Source organism: Desulfatitalea tepidiphila (assembly GCF_001293685.1).
In the GTDB taxonomy this organism is placed as follows: Bacteria; Desulfobacterota; Desulfobacteria; order Desulfobacterales; family Desulfosarcinaceae; genus Desulfatitalea; species Desulfatitalea tepidiphila.
Window position 1 is genome coordinate 1217599 of the sequence record NZ_BCAG01000003.1, and the last position, 22079, is coordinate 1239677.

Below are 22079 nucleotides of genomic sequence, written 5' to 3' on the forward strand. Positions count from 1 at the left end.
TGACACTTGATTTGGCATGGCGCACCAACGCATACGATGAAGGAGCATGATGGAGAATTTCTCGAAGAATGCATTTCAAGCGGAGGTCGTGTGCCAAACCCTCGTTCAAAACAAGTTACTGGCCACTGCCACCGCAAAAGAGATTTTGAGAAAAAAAGATGTGTTGATCCAAAAGCTCGAGAAGATAAGAGAGAAAAAGTATGAGAACACCGCTGCCATCGAATTGATCAACAACCCCATTACGATCGTCGATGTCATCGCATCGCTCAACCTCAGCCGTTTGGACAAGCCTGGTCTTCCATTGGATGAAGAGACGATTTTCGAAACCCTGGCGGCCGGCTGGAATGTGCCATTTTTCAGGCTCGATCCATTAAAGCTCGATTTGAATGTGGTTACCACCACCATACCGCGCTCCTTTGCCATGAAACATCTGGTGTTGCCCGTGGACGTCAAGGATGGGATCCTGACCGTGGCCATGCCCGATCCTTTTAACCTGGAAGTGCTCGACGATATCACTATGGCCAGTAAGTTGAAGGTTAAGGCCGTGGTGAGTCCAAAATCGGACATCATCAAGCTGATCAACGAATTTTTTGGATTCAAACGATCTATCGTTGCAGCACAGGATCAATTCGGCGGCCCGAGTGTAGATCTCGGGAATCTCGAGCAATATGTGCGGCTACGGTCGGCTGATGAACTGCCCTCCAATGACCAGCATATCGTCAATGCGGTCAACCACCTGTTCATGTACGCCTTCGATCAGAAGGCAAGCGATATTCACATCGAGCCAAAACGCGAATTGAGCCTGGTTCGCATGCGCATCGATGGCATGCTGCACACCACCTATAAACTCCCCAAAGCGGTTCATTCCGCGATTATCAGCAGAATCAAGAACCTGGCGCGAATGGACATGGCCGAAAAACGACGCCCCCAGGATGGCAGGATCAAAACGGACAAGGGGGATGTGGAGGTGGAAATCCGGGTATCCACAATCCCCGTGGCCTTTGGTGAAAAGGTCGTCATGCGGATCATGGATCCCGATATCCTGTTTCGTGACTTGGCGCAATTGGGTTTTTCTACTGTCGATTTGGAGCGCTACCAGAACCTGATCACCTTGCCCCATGGTATTGTCCTGGTGTGCGGTCCCACGGGAAGTGGAAAATCCACAACGCTCTATTCCACATTGAGCAAGATCAACAGTCCGCATATCAATATTACAACTGTTGAAGAACCTATTGAAATGGTTCACGAAAGCTTTAATCAGATCGCCGTCCAGAATCAAATCGGCATCACCTTTGGTTCGGTTTTGCGCAACATCTTGAGGCAGGACCCGGACGTTATCATGATCGGCGAAATGCGTGACCTGGAGACTGCAGAAAATGCCATCCAGGCCGCGCTGACGGGGCACCTGGTGTTTTCCACCCTGCACACCAACGATGCCCCATCGGCAGTCATGCGGCTCCTGGAATTGGGTGTGCCCAATTTTTTGATTCAAGCCACCCTCTCAGGGGTCTTGGCACAGCGGCTGATTCGCAAGATATGCAACTACTGTAAAGAATCCTACGAAATGGAGAGCGACAAACTCAGGACCATGGGAATTGATTTGAACCGCGATGGGAAATTGAATCTATACAGGGGAAAGGGTTGTGAAAAATGCCGCGGCACCGGATATCTCGGCAGGACTTGTATCCTGGAGTTGATGCCCTTTACGGAATCTATTCGTCGGCTGACGACGGCTCAGGCGGATGTGGACGCCATCCGCACCAAGGCCCGTGAAGAAGGCATGCGCACGTTGCGCGAATGTGCCGTCGAGAGATTTTTAGAGGGAGTGACAACGTATCAAGAAGTATTGCGGGTGACATGGGAGCAGCATTAGGCCGGGGGGTACCTGTAACCTGAAACCAAATGATGGCAAAGGAAAGGCGCGGCGGTCGATATATGCTTCGACCGCCGCGCCTTTATAGCTTCTGTTATGGGGTACGGAAGGGTTGACCGGGGGTGATGTTGCGATTGCTGCTGGTGATGACTGCCGTCGACGTATTTTTCTCCGTATGGAGTACCAGAAGGGAACCGATACTGACGGGATCCAGCAATATATCGCTGCCAGAGCTTCCGGACGGGGCATGTTCCTGAAAATAGATGTCATAAATTTGGCCCGGCAGGATCTGGTCGTCCGTGCCCTTATCGATAAAAGCGATGAACAAATCACCGAGCATCTTGGTGTGCTCTTCACCTAAAAGAATACGACCGTCTATCCCCGGCGTGCTGTCCATGACGGTGATGTCGGGGTTGCGGGGTTCAAAGTGCATCACAAGATCACCGGCCTGAATTTTACGGGCCGACGACATGACCTCGGCGATGGCGTAATCATCTTTAACGGTAATGACTTCGACAATGCCCAGCAGGTAGTGCTGCGAACCATATCCTTTTGCTTCATTGGGTTCGAGTGTTCTATAGGCCGTCAGGCGAAGCCCAGGCGCAAACTGCTCTTTTCCCCCTGAATCGGAATAGCGAATGTAGACTTGGTCCCCCTTGCTGATCAGCTTTTTATCATCCAGGCTCTTAAAGATTTCCCCCATCGGATCGACCGCGGGATCGCGAATAAAACCGACGCGATCGATATTGGCATAGTGAAAATCCACTTGCGGTTTAGGTGGTTCAGCAGGTTCGGATGCTTCCGCCCGGGGTGGTGCCGAAGGGGCTTGGTTTTCTACAGGTACTTGGTAACGATGTTTGTCGGATTTGCGAAACAGCCGGATCCGTTCGCCTGGATATATCCAGTGCGGATTGGGGAGTTGTTGATTTTCACGCCAAAGATCAGGCCACTGCCAGGGCGTATCGCTGAATCGCTGGGATAGATCCCATAGGGTATCCCCCTTTTTAACTGTATAATAGAAACCCGCTTCATACGCCACTTCCGGGTTTTGATTGACCGGTTCGGCAGCTGCTGCAGGGCCAACCAGTACGAGTGTCATACATGCGCTCAGCAAGAGCGTCGCGGTGAACTTCCAGCAACATTTTTTGATTTTCATCGGCAAGGTCCCCATGATTTTTCGGTTTTTGAACTTAATGCAAAACTTTTTTATTAATTTCAGTAGCCTGGTTCAAGGGTCTTTGTCAAGTTTTCTATCGTCCAAACCCTGATTTGTGCCTGCAGCGGCGAAGTGAGAGCAGACTTTACCAGCTCCGAAAAAACAGACAAAAAAAGCCTCCGTGTATGGCAACACGGAGGCTTTTAGCGATTTCAGAGAAGGGCAGGGGGTGAGATTACATCATGCCGCCCATGCCGCCCATGCCACCCATACCCGGTGCGCCGCCCGGCATGGCATCTTGTTTCTCTTCAGGCTTCTCGGCGACCATCGCCTCGGTCGTCAGCATTAACGAAGCGACGCTGCCTGCATTCTGGAGGGCAAACCGAACCACTTTGGTGGGATCGATGACGCCTGCCTCAATGAGGTCTTCATAGGTGTTGGTATCGGCGTTGTAGCCCATGGCACCTTCCGAATTCTTAACCTTATCAATTACCACCGAACCTTCAAAGCCGGCGTTGTTGGCGATTTGACGGAGGGGTTCTTCGATGGCGCGCATCACCACTTTCACACCCAGTTTTTGATCGGATCTGATCTTGATCTTTTCAAGAGCCGGAATCGTCCTGACCAGAGCGACGCCGCCACCGGGCACGATGCCTTCTTCAACCGCCGCGCGAGTTGCATTGAGGGCGTCTTCGACGCGTGCTTTTTTCTCTTTCATTTCGGATTCCGTGGCAGCGCCGACATTGATGACGGCCACGCCGCCGATCAATTTGGCCAGACGTTCCTGGAGCTTTTCACGGTCGTAGTCCGAGGTGGTCTCTTCGATTTGGGCGCGGATCTGTTTGACGCGGCCTTCCAGCGCGGAGCGCGCACCGGCGCCATCGACGATCGTGGTGTTGTCCTTGTCGATGGTTACGCGTTTGGCCTTGCCCAGATCGGCCAGGGTTAGGTTCTCAAGCTTGATACCCAAATCCTCGGAAACAACCTGACCGCCGGTCAGAATAGCAATATCTTCGAGCATGGCTTTGCGGCGATCACCGAAGCCGGGTGCCTTTACGGCTGCAACCTGGAGAGTGCCGCGCAGCTTGTTGACGACCAGTGTGGCCAGCGCTTCGCCATCGACGTCTTCGGCGATGATGACCAAGGGCTTACCCATTTTGGCGACCTGCTCGAGGATCGGCAGGAGATCCTTCATGTTGCTCACTTTTTTCTCGTTGATCAACAGGTAGGGATCTTCAAGGGAAGCCACCATTTTTTCCGGATCGGTCACGAAATAGGGGGAAAGGTAACCCCGATCAAACTGCATACCTTCTACCACATCGAGGGTGGTTTCCATGGATTTGGCTTCCTCGACGGTAATGACGCCTTCTTTCCCGACTTTGTTCATCGCTTCAGCAATGATGTTGCCGATGGTCTCGTCGTTGTTGGCGGAAATGGTGCCGACCTGGGCGATTTCACGCTGATCTTTGGTGGGTTTGCTCATCTTGTGCAACTCTTTGACGGCGACTTCAACGGCTTTCTCGATGCCGCGCTTGATCGCCATGGGGTTGTTGCCGGCCGCAACGAGCTTTTGCCCTTCTTCATAGATGGCGCGTGCCAGAACGGTTGCCGTCGTGGTGCCGTCACCGGCCATATCGCTGGTCTTGCTGGCAACCTCTTTTACCATCTGGGCACCCATGTTTTCGAACTTGTCTTCCAGCTCGATCTCTTTGGCAACCGTAACACCGTCCTTTGTGACGGTGGGTGATCCCCATGACTTGTCGATCACGACATTACGCCCCTTGGGGCCCAATGTGACGACGACTGCGTCTGCCAGTGTCTGAACGCCCTTGAGCATGGCTTCACGGGCTTTCATGTCGTACTTAATCACTTTAGCGGTCATTGTATATCCTCCATTCGTTGTGTGTGATTTTTTGGTCTAGCCAAGGACGCCCAATACGTCGTCTTCACGCATGATGAGATATTCTTCACCATTAATCTTTACTTCGGTACCAGCATATTTCCCAAAGAGGATACGATCGCCGGTTTTAATCTCCAGGGGCACGCGCTTACCATCGTCACCCACTTTACCGTTTCCAACAGCCACCACTTTTCCTTCCGCCGGCTTTTCTTTGGCGGTGTCTGGAATGATAATGCCGCCTTTTGTCGTGGTTTCTTCCTCCACCCGCTGTACGAGAATACGATCCTGCAATGGTCTGAGTTTCATTTTTCGTCATCTCCTTTAGTTCTATTATTTCGGCAAAGGGGCCATTTTCTAAGCCCATTCAAATCAGTTCAAAAAAATCCAGTATGCAATGACCATCGAGCTTGCGCTTCACCCCCCCTCAAAATGTTGCGATATTAAATTGGTCCGGTGACACCACCTGAACCTGCAAATCGTTTGAGGCCGCTGAAATAACGAAAAAACGCACGTGATGTCAACGCGTTTGCGTTTTCGCCATTATGTCACTATCCCGCATAAACCATCAGCTATGTTTTATTCCAGCATGGATCAATCGGTTTTGTTTTTTTCGGTTGAATTGGATTCGCCGGATTTGGCGGCATTGGGGGAAGCATTACTGGTGCTTTCGCGGCCTTGGGACTTTCCCGCATAATCGGTTACGTACCATCCTGTTCCTTTAAGATGGAACGCGCTATGAGATATGAGCTTGTGCATTTTTCCGTTGCAGTGTCCGCATTTGGTTAGCGGTTTTTCAGAAATTTTCTGCATCACCTCTTCGACTCGACCGCAATTCGCACATTGGTACTCATAAATTGGCATTTCCTTTCCAACCTCCCCGATGACCAAAATATTCTATGACAAGACAGCGCCGTATGAGTGCGCATCCCCTATAATCGGATTATGAAAACGCTTTTCTATTCAATGGTTATCCGCTGCCGGTTTGAAAAATCTGGTCAAATATAGTGTGTGAAATCGAGTTGTCAAGGCATCTCGAAACAGAAAATTCAGGGCCGTACAGACCCTTTCGCCCAAGGGTCGCAAGCGGCATTTTTTAAACATTAGGTTCCATGTTCTCGATGGTTGTGCCCCACTGGTGATAATAAGTAATGACACAACAAAGGCCCTTCAGGCGAACGCCGGTTAGAATTTTTCGCGTGAATTCATGTACGCGATGCTCCTCGGCCAGCTTTTCATTGGGACTTGCATCGAAATGTTGCAGGAATTTACTGAATCGAACGATATGGACCAGCTCGTGTGTGATGATATAAAGGGCGAAAGGTAGGAGTTGCAGGTCGGGATTTTTGCGCAAAGTGGCTAATATGGCATGATCCTGGATACAAATCTTATAAAAATCATATACCTCTGATCCCAGTGTGGAGCCTCTGCGTTGCCCTTCGTAGCGGATGATTTGCGCAAACGGACCGTCTATGATTTCAGCTTCCGCCAGTTCGGCAAGGGTTTTGACGTCGTATTTGGGCCGCAGCCATTGGGTGGCAGACATTTTGTAATAGTTGCTCACCAATTCCTCGGCCATGGTGACCGCTTGATTGATCGTCAGGAGTTGGTCCGCATCGAACGTTTTTTTGCTATTCGTTTGCCCCATGGTGCGCCATTAGCATACAAGGTCAACGATATCAATACAATGAGCGTGTCCCGTGCAAATTGTCCATGGAGTTTTGTGCGCAAAAAGCTGTGGACAAGGCCTACACGTGGGTGTTATAGAGGCCGGCTATATTCCGTGAGAGGAGGTGATCCATTGGGCAGCGTTATCAAAAAGCGCAGAAAAAAGATGAGAAAGCATAAACATCGCAAGCTGTTGGCTCGCACCCGACACCAGCGTAGAAAGGGCAAATAATGTTTGGTGTAATTGCGCATAACGGCAGGCAATAGAAAAGCACCGCTGAATGGATGGTTTGATTCAACGGTGCTTCTTATTTCCAGCAACCCACCCGAGCGAATTACTACCTTTCGCCGGCGTACCCCTTCAGAAACTTGAATAACTCCGATTCGGTCGAAAGAACCAGATTGCTGTCCTTGCCGAGGGTCTCCGCATAGATTTCCATGGTTTTCTTGAAAGAGTAAAATTCAGGGTCAATGCTGTATGCCTGAGCATAAAGCCGAGTCGATTCGCCGTCCGCCTTGCCTTTGATCTGCTGAGCGGTGCGATAGGCTTCGGACTGGATTCGTTTCAGGTCCAGCTCCTTATCGCCTAATATCTTCTGGGCTTCACCGCGCCCTTCAGAGCGGAATTTCTCCGCAATCTGCTTTCGCTCGGCGATCATTCGGGCGTAAACCGATTTGCGCACCTCTTCCACGTAATCGATGCGCTTGATTTTGACATCCACCAACTCGATACCGAATTCCTCCAACTTGTCCCGGGCCTGCTCCAAAATCAAGGCGTCGATCTGGCTCCTGCCGACCTGGATCGTATAGGTCGATGGCTTGCGTTCGGTCACATCCTCCGTATCGATGGTGACGTCTCCCGTACCTGTATCGAAAACTTCCAGGGTGTCCAGTTCCCGGTTGGAGTTCCGGACCGCTTCGATCAGCCGGTTGGAGGTGATCAGGTTGCGCGCGGCCGGATCGATGATTTCGTTCAAACGGGGAATGGCCAGTCGCGAATCCGTACCGATGGTTTTGAAAAAGAGGACCGGGTCGACGATCTTCCAGCGACCGAAGGAGTCCACCCAGATATAGGTCTTGTCCATTGTCGGGATCTGGCCTGGATCACCGTCCCACTCCTGCAAGTTCTTGGGATAGATGATCGCCTTTTCGATAACGGGGATCTTGAATTTCAGTCCCGGCTCCTGACTGACCCGCTCGACCCGGCTGAATCGGGTAATCACGACTTGTTCCGTCTCGTCCACGGTATAGGCGCTGGAAAAGGCCACGATCAATACGAAGGCGGCCACTGCACCGATGATGACTTTGATATTCATTGATCCCTACCTTTTCCTTGTTCTCCCAGGTTCAACAACGGCAGCAGGTTCTGCTGATCCTCATCCACGATGTACTTGGGCCCCAGTTTGGGGATGATCTCGCGGATGGTTTCCAGATAGAGGCGTCTTTTAGTCACATCCTTGGCTTTAGCGTATTCATCGTAGAGGGCTTTGAAACGTTGTGCATCGCCCTGCGCCCGGTTGACCCGATCCAGTGCGTACCCTTCGGCCGCCTTGATGGTCCTCTCGGCTTCGCCGCGCGCCGCTGGAATCGCCTTGTTGTAGTCCTCCTTGGCCTCGTAGATCATCTTCTCTTTATCCTGGATGGCCTGGTTGACTTCGTTGAAAGAGGGTTGCACCGGCGCGGGAACATTGGTGCGCTTGAGCTCCACGTTGACGAGCAATACGCCGGTCTCGGCCCGATCCAACTCTTGTTGCAGTACCTCTTCGGCCTGGTCGGCGATCTCCTGGCGCTTGGTGATCACCTCGTTGATGCTGCGATCACCCACGACCAGCCGCATGCTCGCTTCCGAAAGATCACGCAGCAGGGCTTGAACATTGGAAACTTTGAAGAGGTAATTGAATGGATCTTTGACACGGTATTGAACGATCCAGGGGACCACGGCCACGTTGAGATCGCCGGTGAGCATAAGGGATTCACCAGCCGATTCGGACAGGGTCGGCACCCGCTGCTGGCTGGTACGTTCCGCCTGCAGCCCGAACTCTTCCTTGAAAACCTTTTCCAGGGGAACCTTCGTGACCTGTTCGACGCCGAAGGGCATTTTGAAATTCAGTCCGGGTTGAGCCGTTCGAACAAACGCCCCAAATCGTCGGATAACACCGACTGCGCCCGTGTCGATGGTGAAAAAACTTGAATAGAAGATTGCGGCCACGACCACGAGCGCTGCGATGACCAGCATTCCTCCTGGAATTTTCATGTTTTTGAACTGCTTTAACACATCTTCCACGTTGGGCGGCGGTCCGCTGCTTCGTTGCTGTTGATTTAGTTTTTCCCAATCCCAAGCCATATTAGCGTCACCTGCACTTTCTATGGGTTTGAATATTTGTGATACGAGTGAATTGCCGTTCAAAAAAATGGGCCACATCCCAGGCCATTTCACTCAGAATGTGGTGCCTTCACGCTCTTTTATAGTAATTTCAAATCCTTCCATAGCGTCACAATTTAAAGCGCAGATGTCTGTAAGTCAAGGAAAAATCGTTAAATCGAAAATGGCGGCGGAAAAGCCTGGTTCTGCCGCTATCCATCTGGTTCTGCCGCTATCCATTTGGATCGCTGGTAGCGCGTCGTTTCGCTTGACAAAACAAAAGCGGCTGATCTATGGCCCAGAGAAGTTTAAGGCATACCATACGAATTTTGATAAAATCAATAAACAGGCCAATGAGTTCTTATCGCCGCAACCGCAATCAATTTGTTCCCATCGGCAGCGTCATCGATAAGCTGATGCAGCACCATCGGCCGGTGAAAGATCGAGAACTGCTGCGAGTCTGGGAAGTCTGGGATCGTGCCGTCGGCACAGCCATCGCAGCCAACGCACGGCCAGCGGCCTTCAAGGGTGATACGTTATTGGTACATGTGAGTTCATCCACCTGGTTGCACCATCTGCGCTTTTTGGAACAGGACCTGATCGCCAAATTGAATGCTGAGTTGGAGCAGCCTTATATCCGGTCGGTTAAGATCAAGGTCGGGAACATTTAACCCGATGACCGAGGTTACCAAAGACGCCTTTTTTGATGGACAATTGCAGGTTACCCAATCGCTTGCCGGATACAGATTTTCCATTGATGCGGTTTTGCTGGCCGCCGTCATTCGACCCAAGCCAGGCGAATCTGTTCTGGATATGGGAACCGGTTGCGGCATAATACCGTTGATACTGGCGACCCGTTATCCAGGCGTTCAGATCACAGGCGTGGAAGTGCAGGCGGAACTGGCCAGGTTGGCACAACTCAATGTTGCCGAAAATCGATGCGACGATCAGATCAAAATTCGGCACGTCGATATGAAATTGCTTCCTGATCCTGAAACACCCGGGCCCTATGATTGGATCGTCACCAACCCGCCCTATCGTAGGCCCCAGACCGGTCGTTTGAATCCTAATGAACAAAGGGCATTGGCCCGGTTCGAGCTGAAGGTGGATCTGGCCCAATGGATGCGAACCGCCGCGAGGCTCCTCAAAGCGGGAGGGCGTTTGGCCACGATCTTTTCTGCGGCGCGAACCGTCGATCTACTTTGTCACATGCGACAGGCCGCCATTGAACCCAAATGGATTCAAGCGGTTCAATCTTATTGCGGGGATCCGGCCAAACTTGTGCTCGTCAAAGGCGTCCAGGGGGGCAGGCCCGGTTTGGACGTAGCATCGCCTCTCGTTGTCTACGAAAGGGATGGTCGTTATACCGAATCGGTGCAGGAGATGATGCGTCCTTGATCCTGAATTTTTTACGGCGCTGTTCGGCCAAGCCTTTTTGCGAATACATCAACCGTTGACACTGCGTATCAAAAAGGCTATTGAACCAAACCTGCACGCGGCCCCTTGGGAAATCCGGAGAGGTTGCCGAGTGGCTGAAGGCCCCGCTCTCGAAAAGCGGTATCCCGTTTACCCGGGATCGTGGGTTCGAATCCCACCCTCTCCGCCACGCCCAACAGTGTGATCGGAAAACAGATCCGCCATGGCCATGTGCATCCAAAGTCGTTTTACACGGAGAGATGTCCGAGCTGGCCGAAGGAGCACGACTGGAAATCGTGTGTGTCGTTTATAGCGGCACCGAGGGTTCGAATCCCTCTCTCTCCGCCATACCCTCCTTCATATGATTCCCTGTAACCCCATTTGATACTCCCCGCACTTGGACTCTGGGCGTGTGGCATCGGCCACATCGGCCACCTGTTCCACACACGCCGGGTTTACTGAATCGAGTTCAGGTAGTGTCCGTCCACAAATAGGCAGATTGGGTCGAGATCAAGGCGCACGAAAAATTTAACCGCAGGCATATAGTTGATATTCCGAGGATTAAATTCTTCGTGCAACGCCGATATTGGGCAAATTGGAGATTTGTGGATGGACACCAGTTAGAATCCCTGGGAAAGCGCAGGCCTTATTGCACCAGCCTACCAGGTGCGCTATAAGAACCATCTGAGTTGAATGATAGCAGAGGGAAAGCATCGTAATTGCCATGAGCTACTTGGTATTTGCCCGAAAATACCGGCCTCAGGATTTTGACGCCGTGGTTCAGCAGGCGCATGTCACGCGCACCTTGATAAATGCCATCGAGGCCGGACGAGTGGCGCATGCGATCCTGTTTGCCGGCCCTCGGGGCACCGGCAAAACGACCATCGCACGAATTCTGGCCAAGGCCCTGAACTGCGAACAGGGGCCGACCGGCAACCCTTGCGGACGATGTCGATCCTGCCTGGAGATTCAGAGCGGCCATGCGGCGGATGTTTTCGAGATCGACGGCGCCTCGAACAACAGTGTCGATCAGGTTCGTGAGCTTCGCGATAACCTGAAGTACATGCCATCCCACAGCCGCTATAAGATCTATATTATCGACGAAGTCCATATGCTCAGCCTGGCGGCTTTCAACGCCCTGCTCAAGACCCTGGAGGAGCCGCCGGCACACGTGATGTTCATGTTTGCGACCACTGAGCCGCATAAAATTCCGGTGACCATACTGTCCCGGTGCCAGCGGCATGATCTGCGCCGGATCGAGCTGGCGGCCATTGTTTCTCATCTCAAGGCTATCTGCGATCAAGAGCAGGTCAACATCGATGACCAGAGCCTGGATCTCATCGCCCAGGAAGCGGGCGGCAGCATGCGTGATGCATTGAGTCTTCTGGACCATGTATTGGCCTGCGCCGAGGCCGAGATTACGAGCGAGCTTGTGGCCGACTTGCTCGGCGCGGTCGAGCGCAGGCACCTGTTTGACGTTTCCGAAGCCGTCTTTTCGCGCGATGCCGCCGGCGTACTCGAGCAGATCGATGCGGTCTGGCGCCATGGCTTCGAGATAAAAAGGTTTTATGCCGATCTGGTCGCCCATTTCCACAACTTGGCGCTGGTCAAACTCGGGGATCGCGCCAGCCGTCTGGTCGATCTGCCCGCACACGAAATCAGGCAGATGGCGGCTCAGGTCAAAGAGGTGCCGGGGCCATTCTTGATTCAGATACTGGAATTGCTTTTCCAGGCAGAGCAGGGTATCAAATTTTCGAGCCAACCGAGGTTCGCGCTGGAACTGCTTTTTCTCAAACTGTTTCAAACACCGCCGGCGTTGTCCATCGATCGACTGGTCGCCGGGCTCGAACAGCTTCGTCAATCCGGACCTGCGGACCTGAAGAGGATGGTACCCCCAACCCCAGTTGCGACAAATCCTGAGACGGCGCCCATCTCGGACGAAGCGGAAGCTGGGGCCACGACACCACCCGCGAGACAGGATTCCTCTTCAAAGGTACAGGTACTTGAGATAAGAAATGTCGAGGGTGGAAACGGGGGCGGTGAAGACATTTGGGAAGTCATTTTAGGGCGTATAGATCAGGATAAACCGGCGTTGGGTGCGGTCTTGAGAAAAAGCCGGATCATTCCCCAGGGCAATGATTCCTGGGAGATAGAAGTCAGCGGTAACGACTTCAACCTCAAGAGCGTCCAACGCCAATCGAATCTTTTGCAACAATACTATTTAGAGGCCAGTGGCAGACAGCTGCAATTGAAATTGCTTTCAAATATTAAAGATATGGACGAACGGCAAAAGAGAAAGCAAAAAGGCGAAGAACTCAAACAGAAAGCACTTGGGCACCCCCTGGTGATGGACGCCTTGGAACTTTTCAGCGGAAAAATCGTGGACATTAAAGTGCCATAGGAGGTTTGGTGATGAAGGGTATGGGAAACATGATGAAGCAGGCCCAGAAGCTTCAGTCCAAGATGTTGAAAATGCAGGAAGAGTTAGCGGAAAAGACCGTCGAGAGCACGGCTGGCGGTGGAATGGTGAAGGCCGTCGCCAACGGCCGTCAGCAAATCGTTTCAATTTCCTTGGAAAAAGAGGTCGTCGATCCGGAAGATATTGAAATGCTGCAAGATCTTATCTTGGCAGCCGTCAACGATGCCTTGAACAAGGCACAGGAGATGGTCGCCTCGGAAATGGGCAAATTGACAGGTGGGTTCAACCTGCCGGGATTTATGTAGTGCCCATCCACAAATGGCCAATTGGCTCGATATCGGCGTTCTGCTCAAAATTTTATCCTCGGAATATTCGACATATACCTGCGGTAAAATTTTAGCATGCCTTGATCTCGACCCAATTTGCCTATTTCTGGATGGACACTATGTATACTTTTCTGATTTCATTTGATTCAATTTTCACTGTCGCGCACGAGAGAATTAGATGCAACATTATCCCGAATCCATCAGGTCGCTCATTCGAAGTTTCGCAAAGCTTCCCGGTGTGGGTGAGAAGACCGCCGAACGTCTGGCCATGCATGTATTGAAACGACCGCTCAACGAGGCAGAGGCACTGGCGCACAGCATCATGGACGTCAAGCAGAAGGTGAGACTCTGTCAAAAGTGTTACGGCCTGAGCGATGCTGAATTATGCCACATCTGCAGAGATCCGTCGCGGATGGCGTCCCTGGTGTGCGTGGTTGAACAACCGGCCGACATGATAGCCATCGAAAAATCGGGCGCCTTCAGGGGTATATATCATATCCTGGGCGGCACGTTGCTGCCCATGGAGGGCATTGGTCCACAAGATCTGCGTATCCGCGAACTTTTCGATCGCATCGCTTCCGGTGAAGTGAAAGAGATCATTCTGGCCACCGGTACGGGCGTGGAGGGGGAGTCCACGGCCGCCTACATCGCCCAACAACTCGCCGGCAAGGGGGTCATCGTTTCACGGATAGCCTCGGGTGTACCTGTCGGTGGTGATTTGAAATATATCGACAAAATGACTTTAAAATGTGCCTTGGATGGCCGCCATGCCCTCTGAAGAGTTAACAGCCGAATACCTTTTCGAATGCACCCAATGCGGCGAGTGCTGCAAGGGGTTCGGCGGCACTTACGTGTCATCTGAAGATATCGAACGCATCGCAAACTTTTTGAATCTTTCGCCGGATACGTTGCGACGTCGCTATTGCGCGCCTTCGGGGCGCCGGTTGGTGTTGGCGCAACAAGAAAATGGCTATTGTGTGTTCTGGGATCGGATTTGCACCATTCACCCGGTGAAACCCCGTATGTGCCGTATGTGGCCTTTTATTCCCAGTCTGCTGAAGGATGTCGATAATTGGTGGATCATGGCGGACTCTTGCCCGGGAATTCGACAGAACCTGGATAAGGCGTCATTGTCAGCTTGTTTGAGACGGATCATTGGAGACCTCGAGGGAGACTCCAGGTGTTGACTTTGCCGCAACGATGCGTGGGAGAAAGGCCGGGGCGCCCATGATCGGCGTATTCGATTCTGGAATCGGTGGACTTACCGTGGTCAAGGCGCTTTTGGAGCAGGTGCCGGGCCACGACATTACTTATCTGGGAGATACCGCCCGCACACCATACGGCAGCAAGAGCGCCGACACCATTATTCGGTATTCGATCAACAATACGGGTTTTCTGCTTCGAAAGGGCGCCCGCTTGATCGTCATTGCCTGCAATACGGCTTCCAGTTACGCTTTCGAAGCCGTGCGCGAGCAGTATCATCTGCCGGTGTTCGAGGTCATCGAACCCGGCGCCCGACAAGCCGTCGAACGATCAAGACGTCTGCGAATCGGCGTCATCGGCACGCGTGCTACCATCGCAAGCGGGGGCTATGAAAGGGCGATCAAGGCACTGCGTCCAGAGGCAAAGGTGGTGACCGCCGCCTGTCCTTTGTTGGTGCCCTTGGTCGAGGAAGGTTGGATCCGCAAGGCGGAAACGGCCATGATCGTCCGAAAGTACATGCATCCGCTTAAAACCATGCAGATCGACACGCTCATCCTTGGCTGCACCCATTATCCTGTCCTGCGCAAGGTTATCCAGCGCAAAATCGGCGCCCGTGTCGTGCTGGTCGATTCGGCCAATGCCATTGCGCAACGGGTAGGGCACTACTTCAACACCCACCCTTCGGACGGGCCCCAAAACGACCGACCTGGCCGGCTAAAGATTTTTGTGACGGATACGGCGGATCAATTTCAGAGGAGTGCACGCTTGATATTGGGTCGTTCGGTCCACATCGAATTGGCCGACCTTTGACTTCTCAAATCGTGCATCTGGCTGGGTAACAAAACAGAAGACAACACGGGGCGAACGAACGCTTTCAACGCACTAACACGCCAAGGCCATGCCGATGCGTTTTTCAGGTGCGATTTCCTGGCGATTCAATATGGAGCGCATCGAGGTGATCCGCTCCTCAAGTTCAGCCACGGTGATCTCCAAATTTTGAATGGTCTCGCCCGATGCCTGTTCGGTCACATCCATGGCGACGCGAAGATCGCTCGCATTCTTGATCAAGTGTTTGAGATTCTGAATTTTTGCAAGCCTCAGGATTAATTCATCCAAGTTGATCGGCTTCTGTAAATAGTCGGTGGCGCCCTTTTTCATGGCCATGATGGCATTGTCGATCGATCCGTGTGCCGTAATCAATATAACTTCTGTTTTGATATTGTTCTCCTTGGCTGTCTCCAGTACCGCAATGCCATCGACGCCGCCGGGCATCATCAGGTCGGTCAACACGACATCGAAGTATTGATGTGAGATCATTCGAATGGCTTCCACGCCGCTGTCGGCGGTCTCGATCTCGTAATCCAATTTGGTCAGTCGCTTTTTTAAAAGCGAACGCGTGACCTGATCATCATCGACGACCAATATTTTCAGTGTTTGCATTGATTTTACCTCCCCAGACCAAAGCAACGTCTACCTGGTATTACTTAAGCTGGTAGAATATCGACTTCAAATGGCGTTTGGGTATAAACCGCGGGCACACGCCCGTGAGCGATTCTGTGGCCCCAATGACCAGGTAGCCGTCGTTTTCAAGGCTATCCGCGATTTTTTCGAATACCTTGATTCGATCCTCGAGCTTGAAATAGATGGCGACATTGCGGCAGAAAATGATGTCGAATTTTCCTATGCCGTTGAATGAACCCATGAGATTGAATTTGCGAAATGTCGCCATTGACCTGATTTCGTCGTTAATTTTCCAGTTTTCACCCAAAGCCGAGAAATAGCGCAACAATCGGTCTCGTGGCAGCCCGCGTTCGATTTCAAATTTATTGTAAGTGCCGTAACTGGCCTGTCTGATCGCCGCATCGGAGATGTCACTGCCGATTAATTTGATGTTGTACCGGTTCAGCGGCGACAGGAGTTCCTTGAGCACGATGGCAATACTGAAGATCTCCTGGCCGGTCGAACAGGCCGCGCTCCAGATGCGAATGGGAATCGGCATGCCGGGAAGCGCGGATGCCGAGCGTTTATCTACCACCTCCGGAACTATTTTATACTTGAGCAATTCGAAGGGGTTGGCATCCCGAAAAAAAAGGGTTTCATTCGTGGTGATGGCATCGACGATTTGTTTTTCCAGCATTTTGGAAGGGTCGGATTTGGCCTTGTAGTAAAACTCGCTAAAAGATTCGCATCTCTCCTTTTCCAGCAGTTTGCCCAGGCGGGTTTCGAGCAGATACGCCTTGGACGGTTCGATGTGGATACCCGAAATTGTGTAGATATATTGGGAGAGGAGTTTGATCTCCTCGGTCGTTACCTTGATCGATTTCTTGATCCCCGGAAAAGCATCGAAGTTCAGCTTCGAAGTTGACGGCGCGGCTTGAGCGCTGATGCTTGGGGAGAGATTCCCGGTTGTCGTGAGACTCATTTCAGTTCATCTCGATTCGTCGTTTGATGGCCTGCCGCCTTTGTCGGTGTCAACCTCTGACCAAAGCCACGTTTGGCACTTTAGCAGCGCGATAATGCACGGTTTTGAGTATCTCGGCCGCAATCAGATCGAGGGGGGCGACCACATCTGCGACACCTGATTCAATAGGCTCTTTGGGCATGCCGAACACGACACAGGAAGACTCATCCTGGGCGATGACGGTGGCGCCGTTGTTTTTCATCAGCTTCAACCCTTTGGCGCCATCGGACCCCATGCCGGTCATGATGACGCCTGTGGCCCTACCCACATAGTGGTCTGCGATCGACCGGAAAAGGTAATCCACAGAGGGCTTGCAATTGTTTTCGGGAGGATCGTTGGAGATTTTAATCACCCGTTGTTTACCATCGGCTCCGGCAACAATCTTCATCTGCATGCCGCCCGGCGCTATATAGGCCACGTTGGGCAGCAGCGGTTCCCCATTGACCGCCTCTTTGACTTCGATTTCGCATTTGTTGTTGAGGCTGTTGGCCAACGATCGGGTAAACAACGGCGGCATATGCTGGACAATGACAATGGGGACGCCAATGTCACCCGGGATTTTAGGAAGCATCTTCGCCAGGGCATTCGGTCCTCCTGTGGAGATACCGATGCCGATGATGGAAGCGGTTTCCGATCTTCCGGCCATCTTTGAAGGCATCGTCCGGATCGGCACGCTTGCAGCAGGACGCCGCACCACTTGCGACCTGGACAACAAGGAGAGTTGGGATTTGATCTGCCTGCTGCGTTCGAAGGCTTTGAGCATGGGGGCCAGGGCCCCTTTGACGGCCGCCTTGTTTTCGGCCATGGTCCCGGCCTGGGGCTTGGGAATGAAATCGAATGCCCCCAATTCCAGGGCGCGCATGGTCATGGCGCCGCCTTCCTGGGTCAGTGTGCTCAACATGATGGCGCCGACCTGGGGCGCCTCGGTCTGCAATTGCTGCAGCACTTCCAGACCGTTGAGCTCCGGCATTTCGATATCCAGCGTGAGCAGGTCGGGTTTCAGCGTCTTGATCTTGAGCAGGGCGGCTTTACCGTTATGCGCCGTGCCGACGACCTCCACGTTGGGTAGTTCCATCAGGACGTCGCTGACGATTTTTCGATAGACCACCGTATCGTCCACGACCATGACCCGCAATATTTCCTGGGCTTGAACCATTCTCTCGTTCCAATGCCTGTCTCGGGCGCCACCGGTCTTCAAGGCGGCAGGCACCATTTAGGCCCTTTCGGTGATGTTTTCCTCGGACAGCACCCGGTCGGCATCCAGAATGCCGATCAGCCGGTCTTTCATTTTAAAGACCCCTTTGAAAAATGCCCCCTGGACACCTCCGATATTGGCCGGCGGGCGTTCGACTTTTTCCCATTCGGCCTCAACGACATCGCCGATGCGCGAGACCAGCAGGCCGATATATTCGTTGTCCGAGTTGACGATGATGTTGCGAGAAGATTCAGAGACATTGACACTCGTCAATCCGAGTTTTTTGCCCAGGTCGATAATGGTGACGATCTGGCCGCGAAGATTGAGAATGCCCATGACATAGCTCGGGGCCTGCGGGACTTTGGTCATCTCCATGAGCTTGTTGATTTCCTGGACCTTCAAAATATCCATGCCGCACAGCGCCTCGCCGACGTAGAAGGTGGCGAGCTCTACGGTGCCGCTGGCTTTCGGCATATCAGTCGATGTTTTCATCGGGGGGTCCTTTCTCCTATTCCCACAAAGGGACGTGTAAAAACCGAACCATCAGTATTTGATTGATCACGCGGTTGATCGTTCTATGCTGCGGCTGCCACCAGGAAACCATGAATGCTTCGGATCAGCCGCTCGCGATCGAGTTTGATTTGATAGTCGTCGATTCCCACCTCTTTTCCACGGGCGATATCCTCCTCGCCGGCCAGAGTGGTCAAGGCAATGACCGGCAGATGCGAATAGGCGGGATTTTCCTTGATCATCCGGGTTAATGCAAAGCCGTCCAGGTTGGGCATTTCGATGTCGGTGACGACGATGGAAACATCTTTTATGTTTTCCTGCAGCAAATTCCAGGCAATGGCGCCATCTTCGGCTTCAAGAACATTGAACCCTTCCTTTTCCATGGAGGCTTTCACCTGATTGCGGAAAAAGTTGGAGTCTTCGGCAAACAGGACCGTAGCGCCGTTGCCGTCTTCGTCCACGATTTTTTCAAGTTCCTTGAACCATTGCGGGTTAAGGGTTTGTACGATTTCCACGATATCGATGAGCAGGGTGGTGTGATCGTTGATAATAGCCGATCCCATGATACCGGGTTGACGCAAGGTGCTGCCATCGACGTTGAGATTGACTTCCACGGCGTCCACGGGCCCGATGGCGAGCAGGCCGATTTCCCGGCCGCCGACCACGAAGACGATGACCAGCAGATTCTCCTGTTCGGCCAAGGGCTTGACGTTGGCCACCTGGTCAATGTTGAAGAGCGGCAGGGAGCCGCCCCTGTATTTGATGACCTGTTTGCCACCGACCTCTTCGATATCGCTGCGTTTGATTTTTTCAATGCGCTCGACCAGATTCAGCGGTGCCGCAAATTGCTCGTCGGTCGCGCTGCGGAAAAGCAGCAGCGACTGTTTGTCGCGACTGGTGCGCATGGCTTCGCGTTCGATCTCGGCGACTTCCGCGGCCCGGACCGTTCCTTCAACCGTTGTCAGGCCGGCCATTTGGGCCAGGTTGGAAACATCGAGAATCAAGGCCACACGACCGTCGCCCATGATGGTGGCCCCGGCATATCCCTTGCATTTTTTAAGGTCACGCCCGAGGGGTTTGACGACAATCTCTTCCGAGTCATGCAGGGTGTCGACCACCAAACCATATTTGACGGCCCCGGTGGAAACCACGACAATATTCAAGGCACTGGCTGCATGGTACCTTCTGTCCGGGGAGCGCCTGGGTGTCTCTTCGTTTCTGGTGGTTTCGTCACCGGCTGTTTCTTCCGCATCGATGTCATCAGGGGAAATCATCGGACTCTTTTTCGATCGGCGATCGGCAAGCGCCTTGCGTCGATCCGCTTTTGTCTCACCATCTGCCGGGTCCTTGTAGAGCGCATCGACACCGATGATTTCGGACAGCCGGATCAAGGGCAGCAGATTGCCTCGGAGGCGGACAACGTCGGCGTTGCCGACCCGTTCGATGCGGCTGCGGACCTGTTCGGCCGGTATGCGCAGCAATTCCTCCAGGTTGACTTGGGGGATGGCGTAGCGTTCACCGCCGGTGACCACGATCTGGCAGGGAATGATGGCCAGCGTGAGGGGCAGTTTGATCCGCAACGTGGTGCCTTTACCCGGTTTGGAGTCGATATCGATGATGCCGCCCAGGGAATCCAGATTGGTCTTGACCACATCCATGCCGACGCCTCTGCCGGAAACATCGGTCACTTTTTCGGCAGTGGAAAAGCCCGGGAGGAAGATCAGATTGGTTTTTTCCCTGGCCGACATCACCTTGGCCTGTTCCTCGGTGATCAACCCCTTTTCGACGGCTTTGGCTGCCAGGTTGTTGCCGTTGAGTCCCTGGCCGTCATCGGAAATTTCGATGTTCACCTGGCCGGCCTCATGGTATGCCCTGAGGGCGATCTGGCCAACCGGGTTCTTGCCGGCCCGTTTGCGTACGTCGGGTTTTTCGATCCCATGGTCGACGGCATTGCGAACCAGGTGGGTCAAGGGGTCGCCGATGGCCTCGATGATCGTCTTGTCCAATTCGACGTCCTTGCCTTCCAGAGTCAATTCCACCTGTTTGCCGAGATTGCGCGCCAAATCCCGGACGACGCGGGGGAAGCGGTTGAAGACATTGCCGATCGATTGCATTCGCGTCAGCATGATCGCTTCCTGAAGCTCCGAAGTGATCAAATCGATGCGTTGTCCGGCCACTTCAGATCCTCGTTTGTCGCTCGATCCCATGGATTGCAGGAGCTGATTACGGCTCAACACCAGTTCCCCGGCCAGGGTCATGAGTTGATCCAGCAGACTGACGTGGACCCGCAAACTGGTTTCGTGCTCGTATTTCGCCGACTTCCTTTCGTTTCCGGTCTCGGCTTTGGAGTCACTGAACTGGGTGCTTTGCTGGTAGTCTTCCAGCATGGATTCTGTCTCTTCGGATTCCAGTGCCATGTCTGTCGTATCCATTTGGTCGTTTTCTTCGATTGGGTCGTCGATTGCGGGCGGGGAGAAGTCGCCGACCGAAGTCCTTGTCGGTTCAGCCGGCTTCGACTCGTTTCCCGGCGTCGATACACGCTTTTTATCGGCGGATTCGTCGATGGATCCGTCGATTCCATACAGCTGTAAATCCGGACGAAGCTCCATAATGTGATCCGGATCGATTTCAAAAAGCACGTTGATGTCGGACGGCTTCAAGATAGTGGCAAACAGAAAAGAAATCGTCGGCGCATCCGGAATCCAGTCATCCTTCAATTGGTCAGATGGCAAAAGGGCGACGTCGGCACAGATGATGGTGCCTGTCTGCTCCATTTCTTCGAGTAACCCGCGACACGTTTTTCCCTGGGCATGGATGTGGTCGGCGACGTCGATTTTCACCAGGTAGACACACTTTCCTTCTCCAAAGAAAGGTGTGACGTGAGTTTTATCCGTGTTGAGGACTGGTGCTTCACCGGGGAAGGACAGCGCGAGTTTTTCAACCGAGGGCGCAGTTTCATTGTTGGTCGCTGTCTTCGGCGCTTTGGCCTTTTTAGAGACAGGGGCTGATTTTTTTGGCTCTTTTTCAGCTGTTTTGGTTTTGGTCGCGCCCGATACCTGCGTTGCATCGGTCGGTGCGGCGGCATGATTGGCTTCCAAGATGGCCTTCAGCGCTCGAACATGCATGCTGATGTCGGTGTCGTTGCTGTTGAGGATATCGCCCATCAACGCTTTCAGCTGGTCGGCGGCCGAGAGCAGGACATTGATGATGTCCGGGGTCGGCACCATATCCCGACTGCGGATTTTGCCCAGAATATTTTCCATTTCATGGGTGAGGTCTTTTATGTTGGTCAGTCCCATGAAACCGGCCCCTCCCTTGATCGAGTGGGCGGCCCGATACACTTTGTTGACCAGGTCCTCGTTGATGTTGGCGCCGTTTTCCTCGATGGCGAGCAGATCTGTTTCAATATCCGCAAGATGTTCCAGCGATTCCTCTAAATACATCTGCAAGGTTTCATCATCTTGAATGGTCATAGCCGTGCTCCTTCGAGTCGCTTATTGGGTTATGGCACTGCGACGCATTTGGCGGTTCGGTTGGACTGCCGACATTGCAACAAGCCATTACGTTTAGCTGTGAAGAACATGGCGGACAGC

21 protein-coding genes and 2 tRNA genes are annotated in these 22079 nt (G+C 52.8%); 11 read left to right on the plus strand and 12 right to left on the minus strand.

The window, feature by feature from the left end; genetic code table 11:
- Positions 1–46: 46 nt before the first annotated feature.
- Positions 47–1873: a GspE/PulE family protein gene (locus tag DFT_RS10065; RefSeq protein ID WP_054031071.1), complete on the plus strand. Its 1827-nt coding sequence runs from the start codon at positions 47–49 to the stop codon at positions 1871–1873.
- Positions 1874–1967: 94 nt separating this feature from the next.
- Here the strand turns inward: DFT_RS10065 and DFT_RS10070 are convergent, their stop codons facing one another.
- From DFT_RS10070 to DFT_RS10090, 5 genes are all read right to left on the minus strand, one after another.
- Complete coding sequence (locus DFT_RS10070) at positions 1968–3029, minus strand: LysM peptidoglycan-binding domain-containing protein (RefSeq protein WP_054031072.1); 1062 nt, start codon at positions 3027–3029, stop codon at positions 1968–1970.
- Between the two features lie 235 nt (positions 3030–3264).
- Positions 3265–4911 (minus strand): chaperonin GroEL, encoded by a 1647-nt coding sequence (gene groL, locus DFT_RS10075; RefSeq protein WP_054031073.1) that lies wholly within the window; start codon positions 4909–4911, stop codon positions 3265–3267.
- Between the two features lie 36 nt (positions 4912–4947).
- On the minus strand, positions 4948–5235 hold the full coding sequence (groES, locus tag DFT_RS10080; RefSeq protein WP_054031074.1) for a co-chaperone GroES: 288 nt from the start codon (positions 5233–5235) through the stop codon (positions 4948–4950).
- 285 nt (positions 5236–5520) lie between these two features.
- Positions 5521–5790 (minus strand): FmdB family zinc ribbon protein, encoded by a 270-nt coding sequence (locus DFT_RS10085; RefSeq protein WP_054031075.1) that lies wholly within the window; start codon positions 5788–5790, stop codon positions 5521–5523.
- A gap of 232 nt (positions 5791–6022) precedes the next feature.
- On the minus strand, positions 6023–6574 hold the full coding sequence (locus DFT_RS10090) for a hypothetical protein (RefSeq protein ID WP_054031076.1): 552 nt from the start codon (positions 6572–6574) through the stop codon (positions 6023–6025).
- A 153-nt stretch (positions 6575–6727) separates the two neighbouring features.
- Here DFT_RS10090 and DFT_RS25005 point away from each other — a divergent pair, with 153 nt between their 5' ends.
- Entirely contained in the window at positions 6728–6826 is a 99-nt protein-coding gene (locus DFT_RS25005; RefSeq protein WP_073474648.1) for a 30S ribosomal protein bS22, read from the plus strand.
- A gap of 106 nt (positions 6827–6932) precedes the next feature.
- Here DFT_RS25005 and hflC read toward each other — a convergent pair whose 3' ends face one another.
- Both hflC and hflK read right to left on the minus strand, forming a co-directional pair.
- A complete protein-coding gene (gene hflC, locus DFT_RS10095) occupies positions 6933–7910 on the minus strand; it encodes a protease modulator HflC (protein ID WP_054031077.1) in 978 nt (325 codons plus the stop codon).
- Positions 7907–8938 carry an FtsH protease activity modulator HflK gene (gene hflK / locus DFT_RS10100; protein WP_054031078.1) on the minus strand — a complete coding sequence of 344 codons (1032 nt, stop codon included), beginning with the start codon at positions 8936–8938 and terminating at the stop codon, positions 7907–7909. Before hflK ends, hflC begins: the two co-directional genes overlap by 4 nt.
- A 371-nt stretch (positions 8939–9309) precedes the next feature.
- On the opposite strand from hflK, the gene DFT_RS10105 reads away from it, so the two are divergent.
- The 9 genes from DFT_RS10105 to murI all read left to right on the plus strand — a co-directional run bounded on the left by DFT_RS10105 (position 9310) and on the right by murI (position 15130).
- Positions 9310–9627 carry a DciA family protein gene (locus DFT_RS10105; RefSeq protein WP_054031079.1) on the plus strand — a complete coding sequence of 106 codons (318 nt, stop codon included), beginning with the start codon at positions 9310–9312 and terminating at the stop codon, positions 9625–9627.
- Between the two features lie 4 nt (positions 9628–9631).
- Positions 9632–10354 carry a tRNA1(Val) (adenine(37)-N6)-methyltransferase gene (locus DFT_RS10110; protein ID WP_054031080.1) on the plus strand — a complete coding sequence of 241 codons (723 nt, stop codon included), beginning with the start codon at positions 9632–9634 and terminating at the stop codon, positions 10352–10354.
- Between the two features lie 116 nt (positions 10355–10470).
- Positions 10471–10562, plus strand: a tRNA-Ser gene (locus DFT_RS10115).
- 64 nt (positions 10563–10626) lie between these two features.
- Positions 10627–10720, plus strand: a tRNA-Ser gene (locus DFT_RS10120).
- Positions 10721–11096: 376 nt separating this feature from the next.
- Positions 11097–12773 carry a DNA polymerase III subunit gamma/tau gene (gene dnaX / locus DFT_RS10125; protein WP_054031081.1) on the plus strand — a complete coding sequence of 559 codons (1677 nt, stop codon included), beginning with the start codon at positions 11097–11099 and terminating at the stop codon, positions 12771–12773.
- An 11-nt stretch (positions 12774–12784) separates the two neighbouring features.
- Positions 12785–13096 (plus strand): YbaB/EbfC family nucleoid-associated protein, encoded by a 312-nt coding sequence (locus DFT_RS10130; RefSeq protein ID WP_054031082.1) that lies wholly within the window; start codon positions 12785–12787, stop codon positions 13094–13096.
- Between the two features lie 199 nt (positions 13097–13295).
- Positions 13296–13895: a recombination mediator RecR gene (gene recR, locus DFT_RS10135; protein ID WP_054031083.1), complete on the plus strand. Its 600-nt coding sequence runs from the start codon at positions 13296–13298 to the stop codon at positions 13893–13895.
- The gene (locus DFT_RS25010) at positions 13885–14304 is read left to right on the plus strand and encodes a YkgJ family cysteine cluster protein (RefSeq protein ID WP_076750677.1); all 420 of its coding nucleotides are present in this window, start codon (positions 13885–13887) and stop codon (positions 14302–14304) included. Before recR ends, DFT_RS25010 begins: the two co-directional genes overlap by 11 nt.
- A gap of 40 nt (positions 14305–14344) precedes the next feature.
- The gene (murI, locus tag DFT_RS10140) at positions 14345–15130 is read left to right on the plus strand and encodes a glutamate racemase (RefSeq protein WP_054031084.1); all 786 of its coding nucleotides are present in this window, start codon (positions 14345–14347) and stop codon (positions 15128–15130) included.
- Between the two features lie 72 nt (positions 15131–15202).
- Here the strand turns inward: murI and DFT_RS10145 are convergent, their stop codons facing one another.
- The 5 genes from DFT_RS10145 to DFT_RS10165 all read right to left on the minus strand — a co-directional run bounded on the left by DFT_RS10145 (position 15203) and on the right by DFT_RS10165 (position 21959).
- Positions 15203–15760, minus strand: a complete 558-nt coding sequence (locus DFT_RS10145) for a response regulator (RefSeq protein ID WP_054031085.1) — start codon at positions 15758–15760, stop codon at positions 15203–15205.
- 40 nt (positions 15761–15800) lie between these two features.
- On the minus strand, positions 15801–16742 hold the full coding sequence (locus tag DFT_RS10150) for a CheR family methyltransferase (RefSeq protein WP_083453427.1): 942 nt from the start codon (positions 16740–16742) through the stop codon (positions 15801–15803).
- Between the two features lie 49 nt (positions 16743–16791).
- The gene (locus tag DFT_RS10155) at positions 16792–17937 is read right to left on the minus strand and encodes a protein-glutamate methylesterase/protein-glutamine glutaminase (RefSeq protein WP_054032423.1); all 1146 of its coding nucleotides are present in this window, start codon (positions 17935–17937) and stop codon (positions 16792–16794) included.
- Positions 17938–17994: 57 nt separating this feature from the next.
- Positions 17995–18468 (minus strand): chemotaxis protein CheW, encoded by a 474-nt coding sequence (locus tag DFT_RS10160; RefSeq protein ID WP_054031086.1) that lies wholly within the window; start codon positions 18466–18468, stop codon positions 17995–17997.
- An 83-nt stretch (positions 18469–18551) separates the two neighbouring features.
- The gene (locus DFT_RS10165) at positions 18552–21959 is read right to left on the minus strand and encodes a hybrid sensor histidine kinase/response regulator (RefSeq protein WP_054031087.1); all 3408 of its coding nucleotides are present in this window, start codon (positions 21957–21959) and stop codon (positions 18552–18554) included.
- Between the last annotated feature and the right edge of the window lie 120 nt (positions 21960–22079).

Coding starts and splice junctions, on each gene's coding strand:
- DFT_RS10110 (WP_054031080.1), top strand. CDS start 9,632: ATGACCGAGGTTACCAAAGACGCCTTTTTTGATGGACAATTGCAGGTT.
- hflK (WP_054031078.1), bottom strand. CDS start 8,938: ATGGCTTGGGATTGGGAAAAACTAAATCAACAGCAACGAAGCAGCGGA.
- DFT_RS10085 (WP_054031075.1), bottom strand. CDS start 5,790: ATGCCAATTTATGAGTACCAATGTGCGAATTGCGGTCGAGTCGAAGAG.
- murI (WP_054031084.1), top strand. CDS start 14,345: ATGATCGGCGTATTCGATTCTGGAATCGGTGGACTTACCGTGGTCAAG.
- DFT_RS10145 (WP_054031085.1), bottom strand. CDS start 15,760: ATGCAAACACTGAAAATATTGGTCGTCGATGATGATCAGGTCACGCGT.
- DFT_RS10160 (WP_054031086.1), bottom strand. CDS start 18,468: ATGAAAACATCGACTGATATGCCGAAAGCCAGCGGCACCGTAGAGCTC.
- dnaX (WP_054031081.1), top strand. CDS start 11,097: ATGAGCTACTTGGTATTTGCCCGAAAATACCGGCCTCAGGATTTTGAC.
- groL (WP_054031073.1), bottom strand. CDS start 4,911: ATGACCGCTAAAGTGATTAAGTACGACATGAAAGCCCGTGAAGCCATG.
- DFT_RS10155 (WP_054032423.1), bottom strand. CDS start 17,937: ATGGTTCAAGCCCAGGAAATATTGCGGGTCATGGTCGTGGACGATACG.
- groES (WP_054031074.1), bottom strand. CDS start 5,235: ATGAAACTCAGACCATTGCAGGATCGTATTCTCGTACAGCGGGTGGAG.
- DFT_RS10070 (WP_054031072.1), bottom strand. CDS start 3,029: ATGAAAATCAAAAAATGTTGCTGGAAGTTCACCGCGACGCTCTTGCTG.
- DFT_RS10090 (WP_054031076.1), bottom strand. CDS start 6,574: ATGGGGCAAACGAATAGCAAAAAAACGTTCGATGCGGACCAACTCCTG.
- hflC (WP_054031077.1), bottom strand. CDS start 7,910: ATGAATATCAAAGTCATCATCGGTGCAGTGGCCGCCTTCGTATTGATC.
- DFT_RS10065 (WP_054031071.1), top strand. CDS start 47: ATGATGGAGAATTTCTCGAAGAATGCATTTCAAGCGGAGGTCGTGTGC.
- recR (WP_054031083.1), top strand. CDS start 13,296: ATGCAACATTATCCCGAATCCATCAGGTCGCTCATTCGAAGTTTCGCA.
- DFT_RS10150 (WP_083453427.1), bottom strand. CDS start 16,742: ATGAGTCTCACGACAACCGGGAATCTCTCCCCAAGCATCAGCGCTCAA.
- DFT_RS25010 (WP_076750677.1), top strand. CDS start 13,885: ATGCCCTCTGAAGAGTTAACAGCCGAATACCTTTTCGAATGCACCCAA.
- DFT_RS10165 (WP_054031087.1), bottom strand. CDS start 21,959: ATGACCATTCAAGATGATGAAACCTTGCAGATGTATTTAGAGGAATCG.
- DFT_RS10105 (WP_054031079.1), top strand. CDS start 9,310: ATGAGTTCTTATCGCCGCAACCGCAATCAATTTGTTCCCATCGGCAGC.
- DFT_RS10130 (WP_054031082.1), top strand. CDS start 12,785: ATGAAGGGTATGGGAAACATGATGAAGCAGGCCCAGAAGCTTCAGTCC.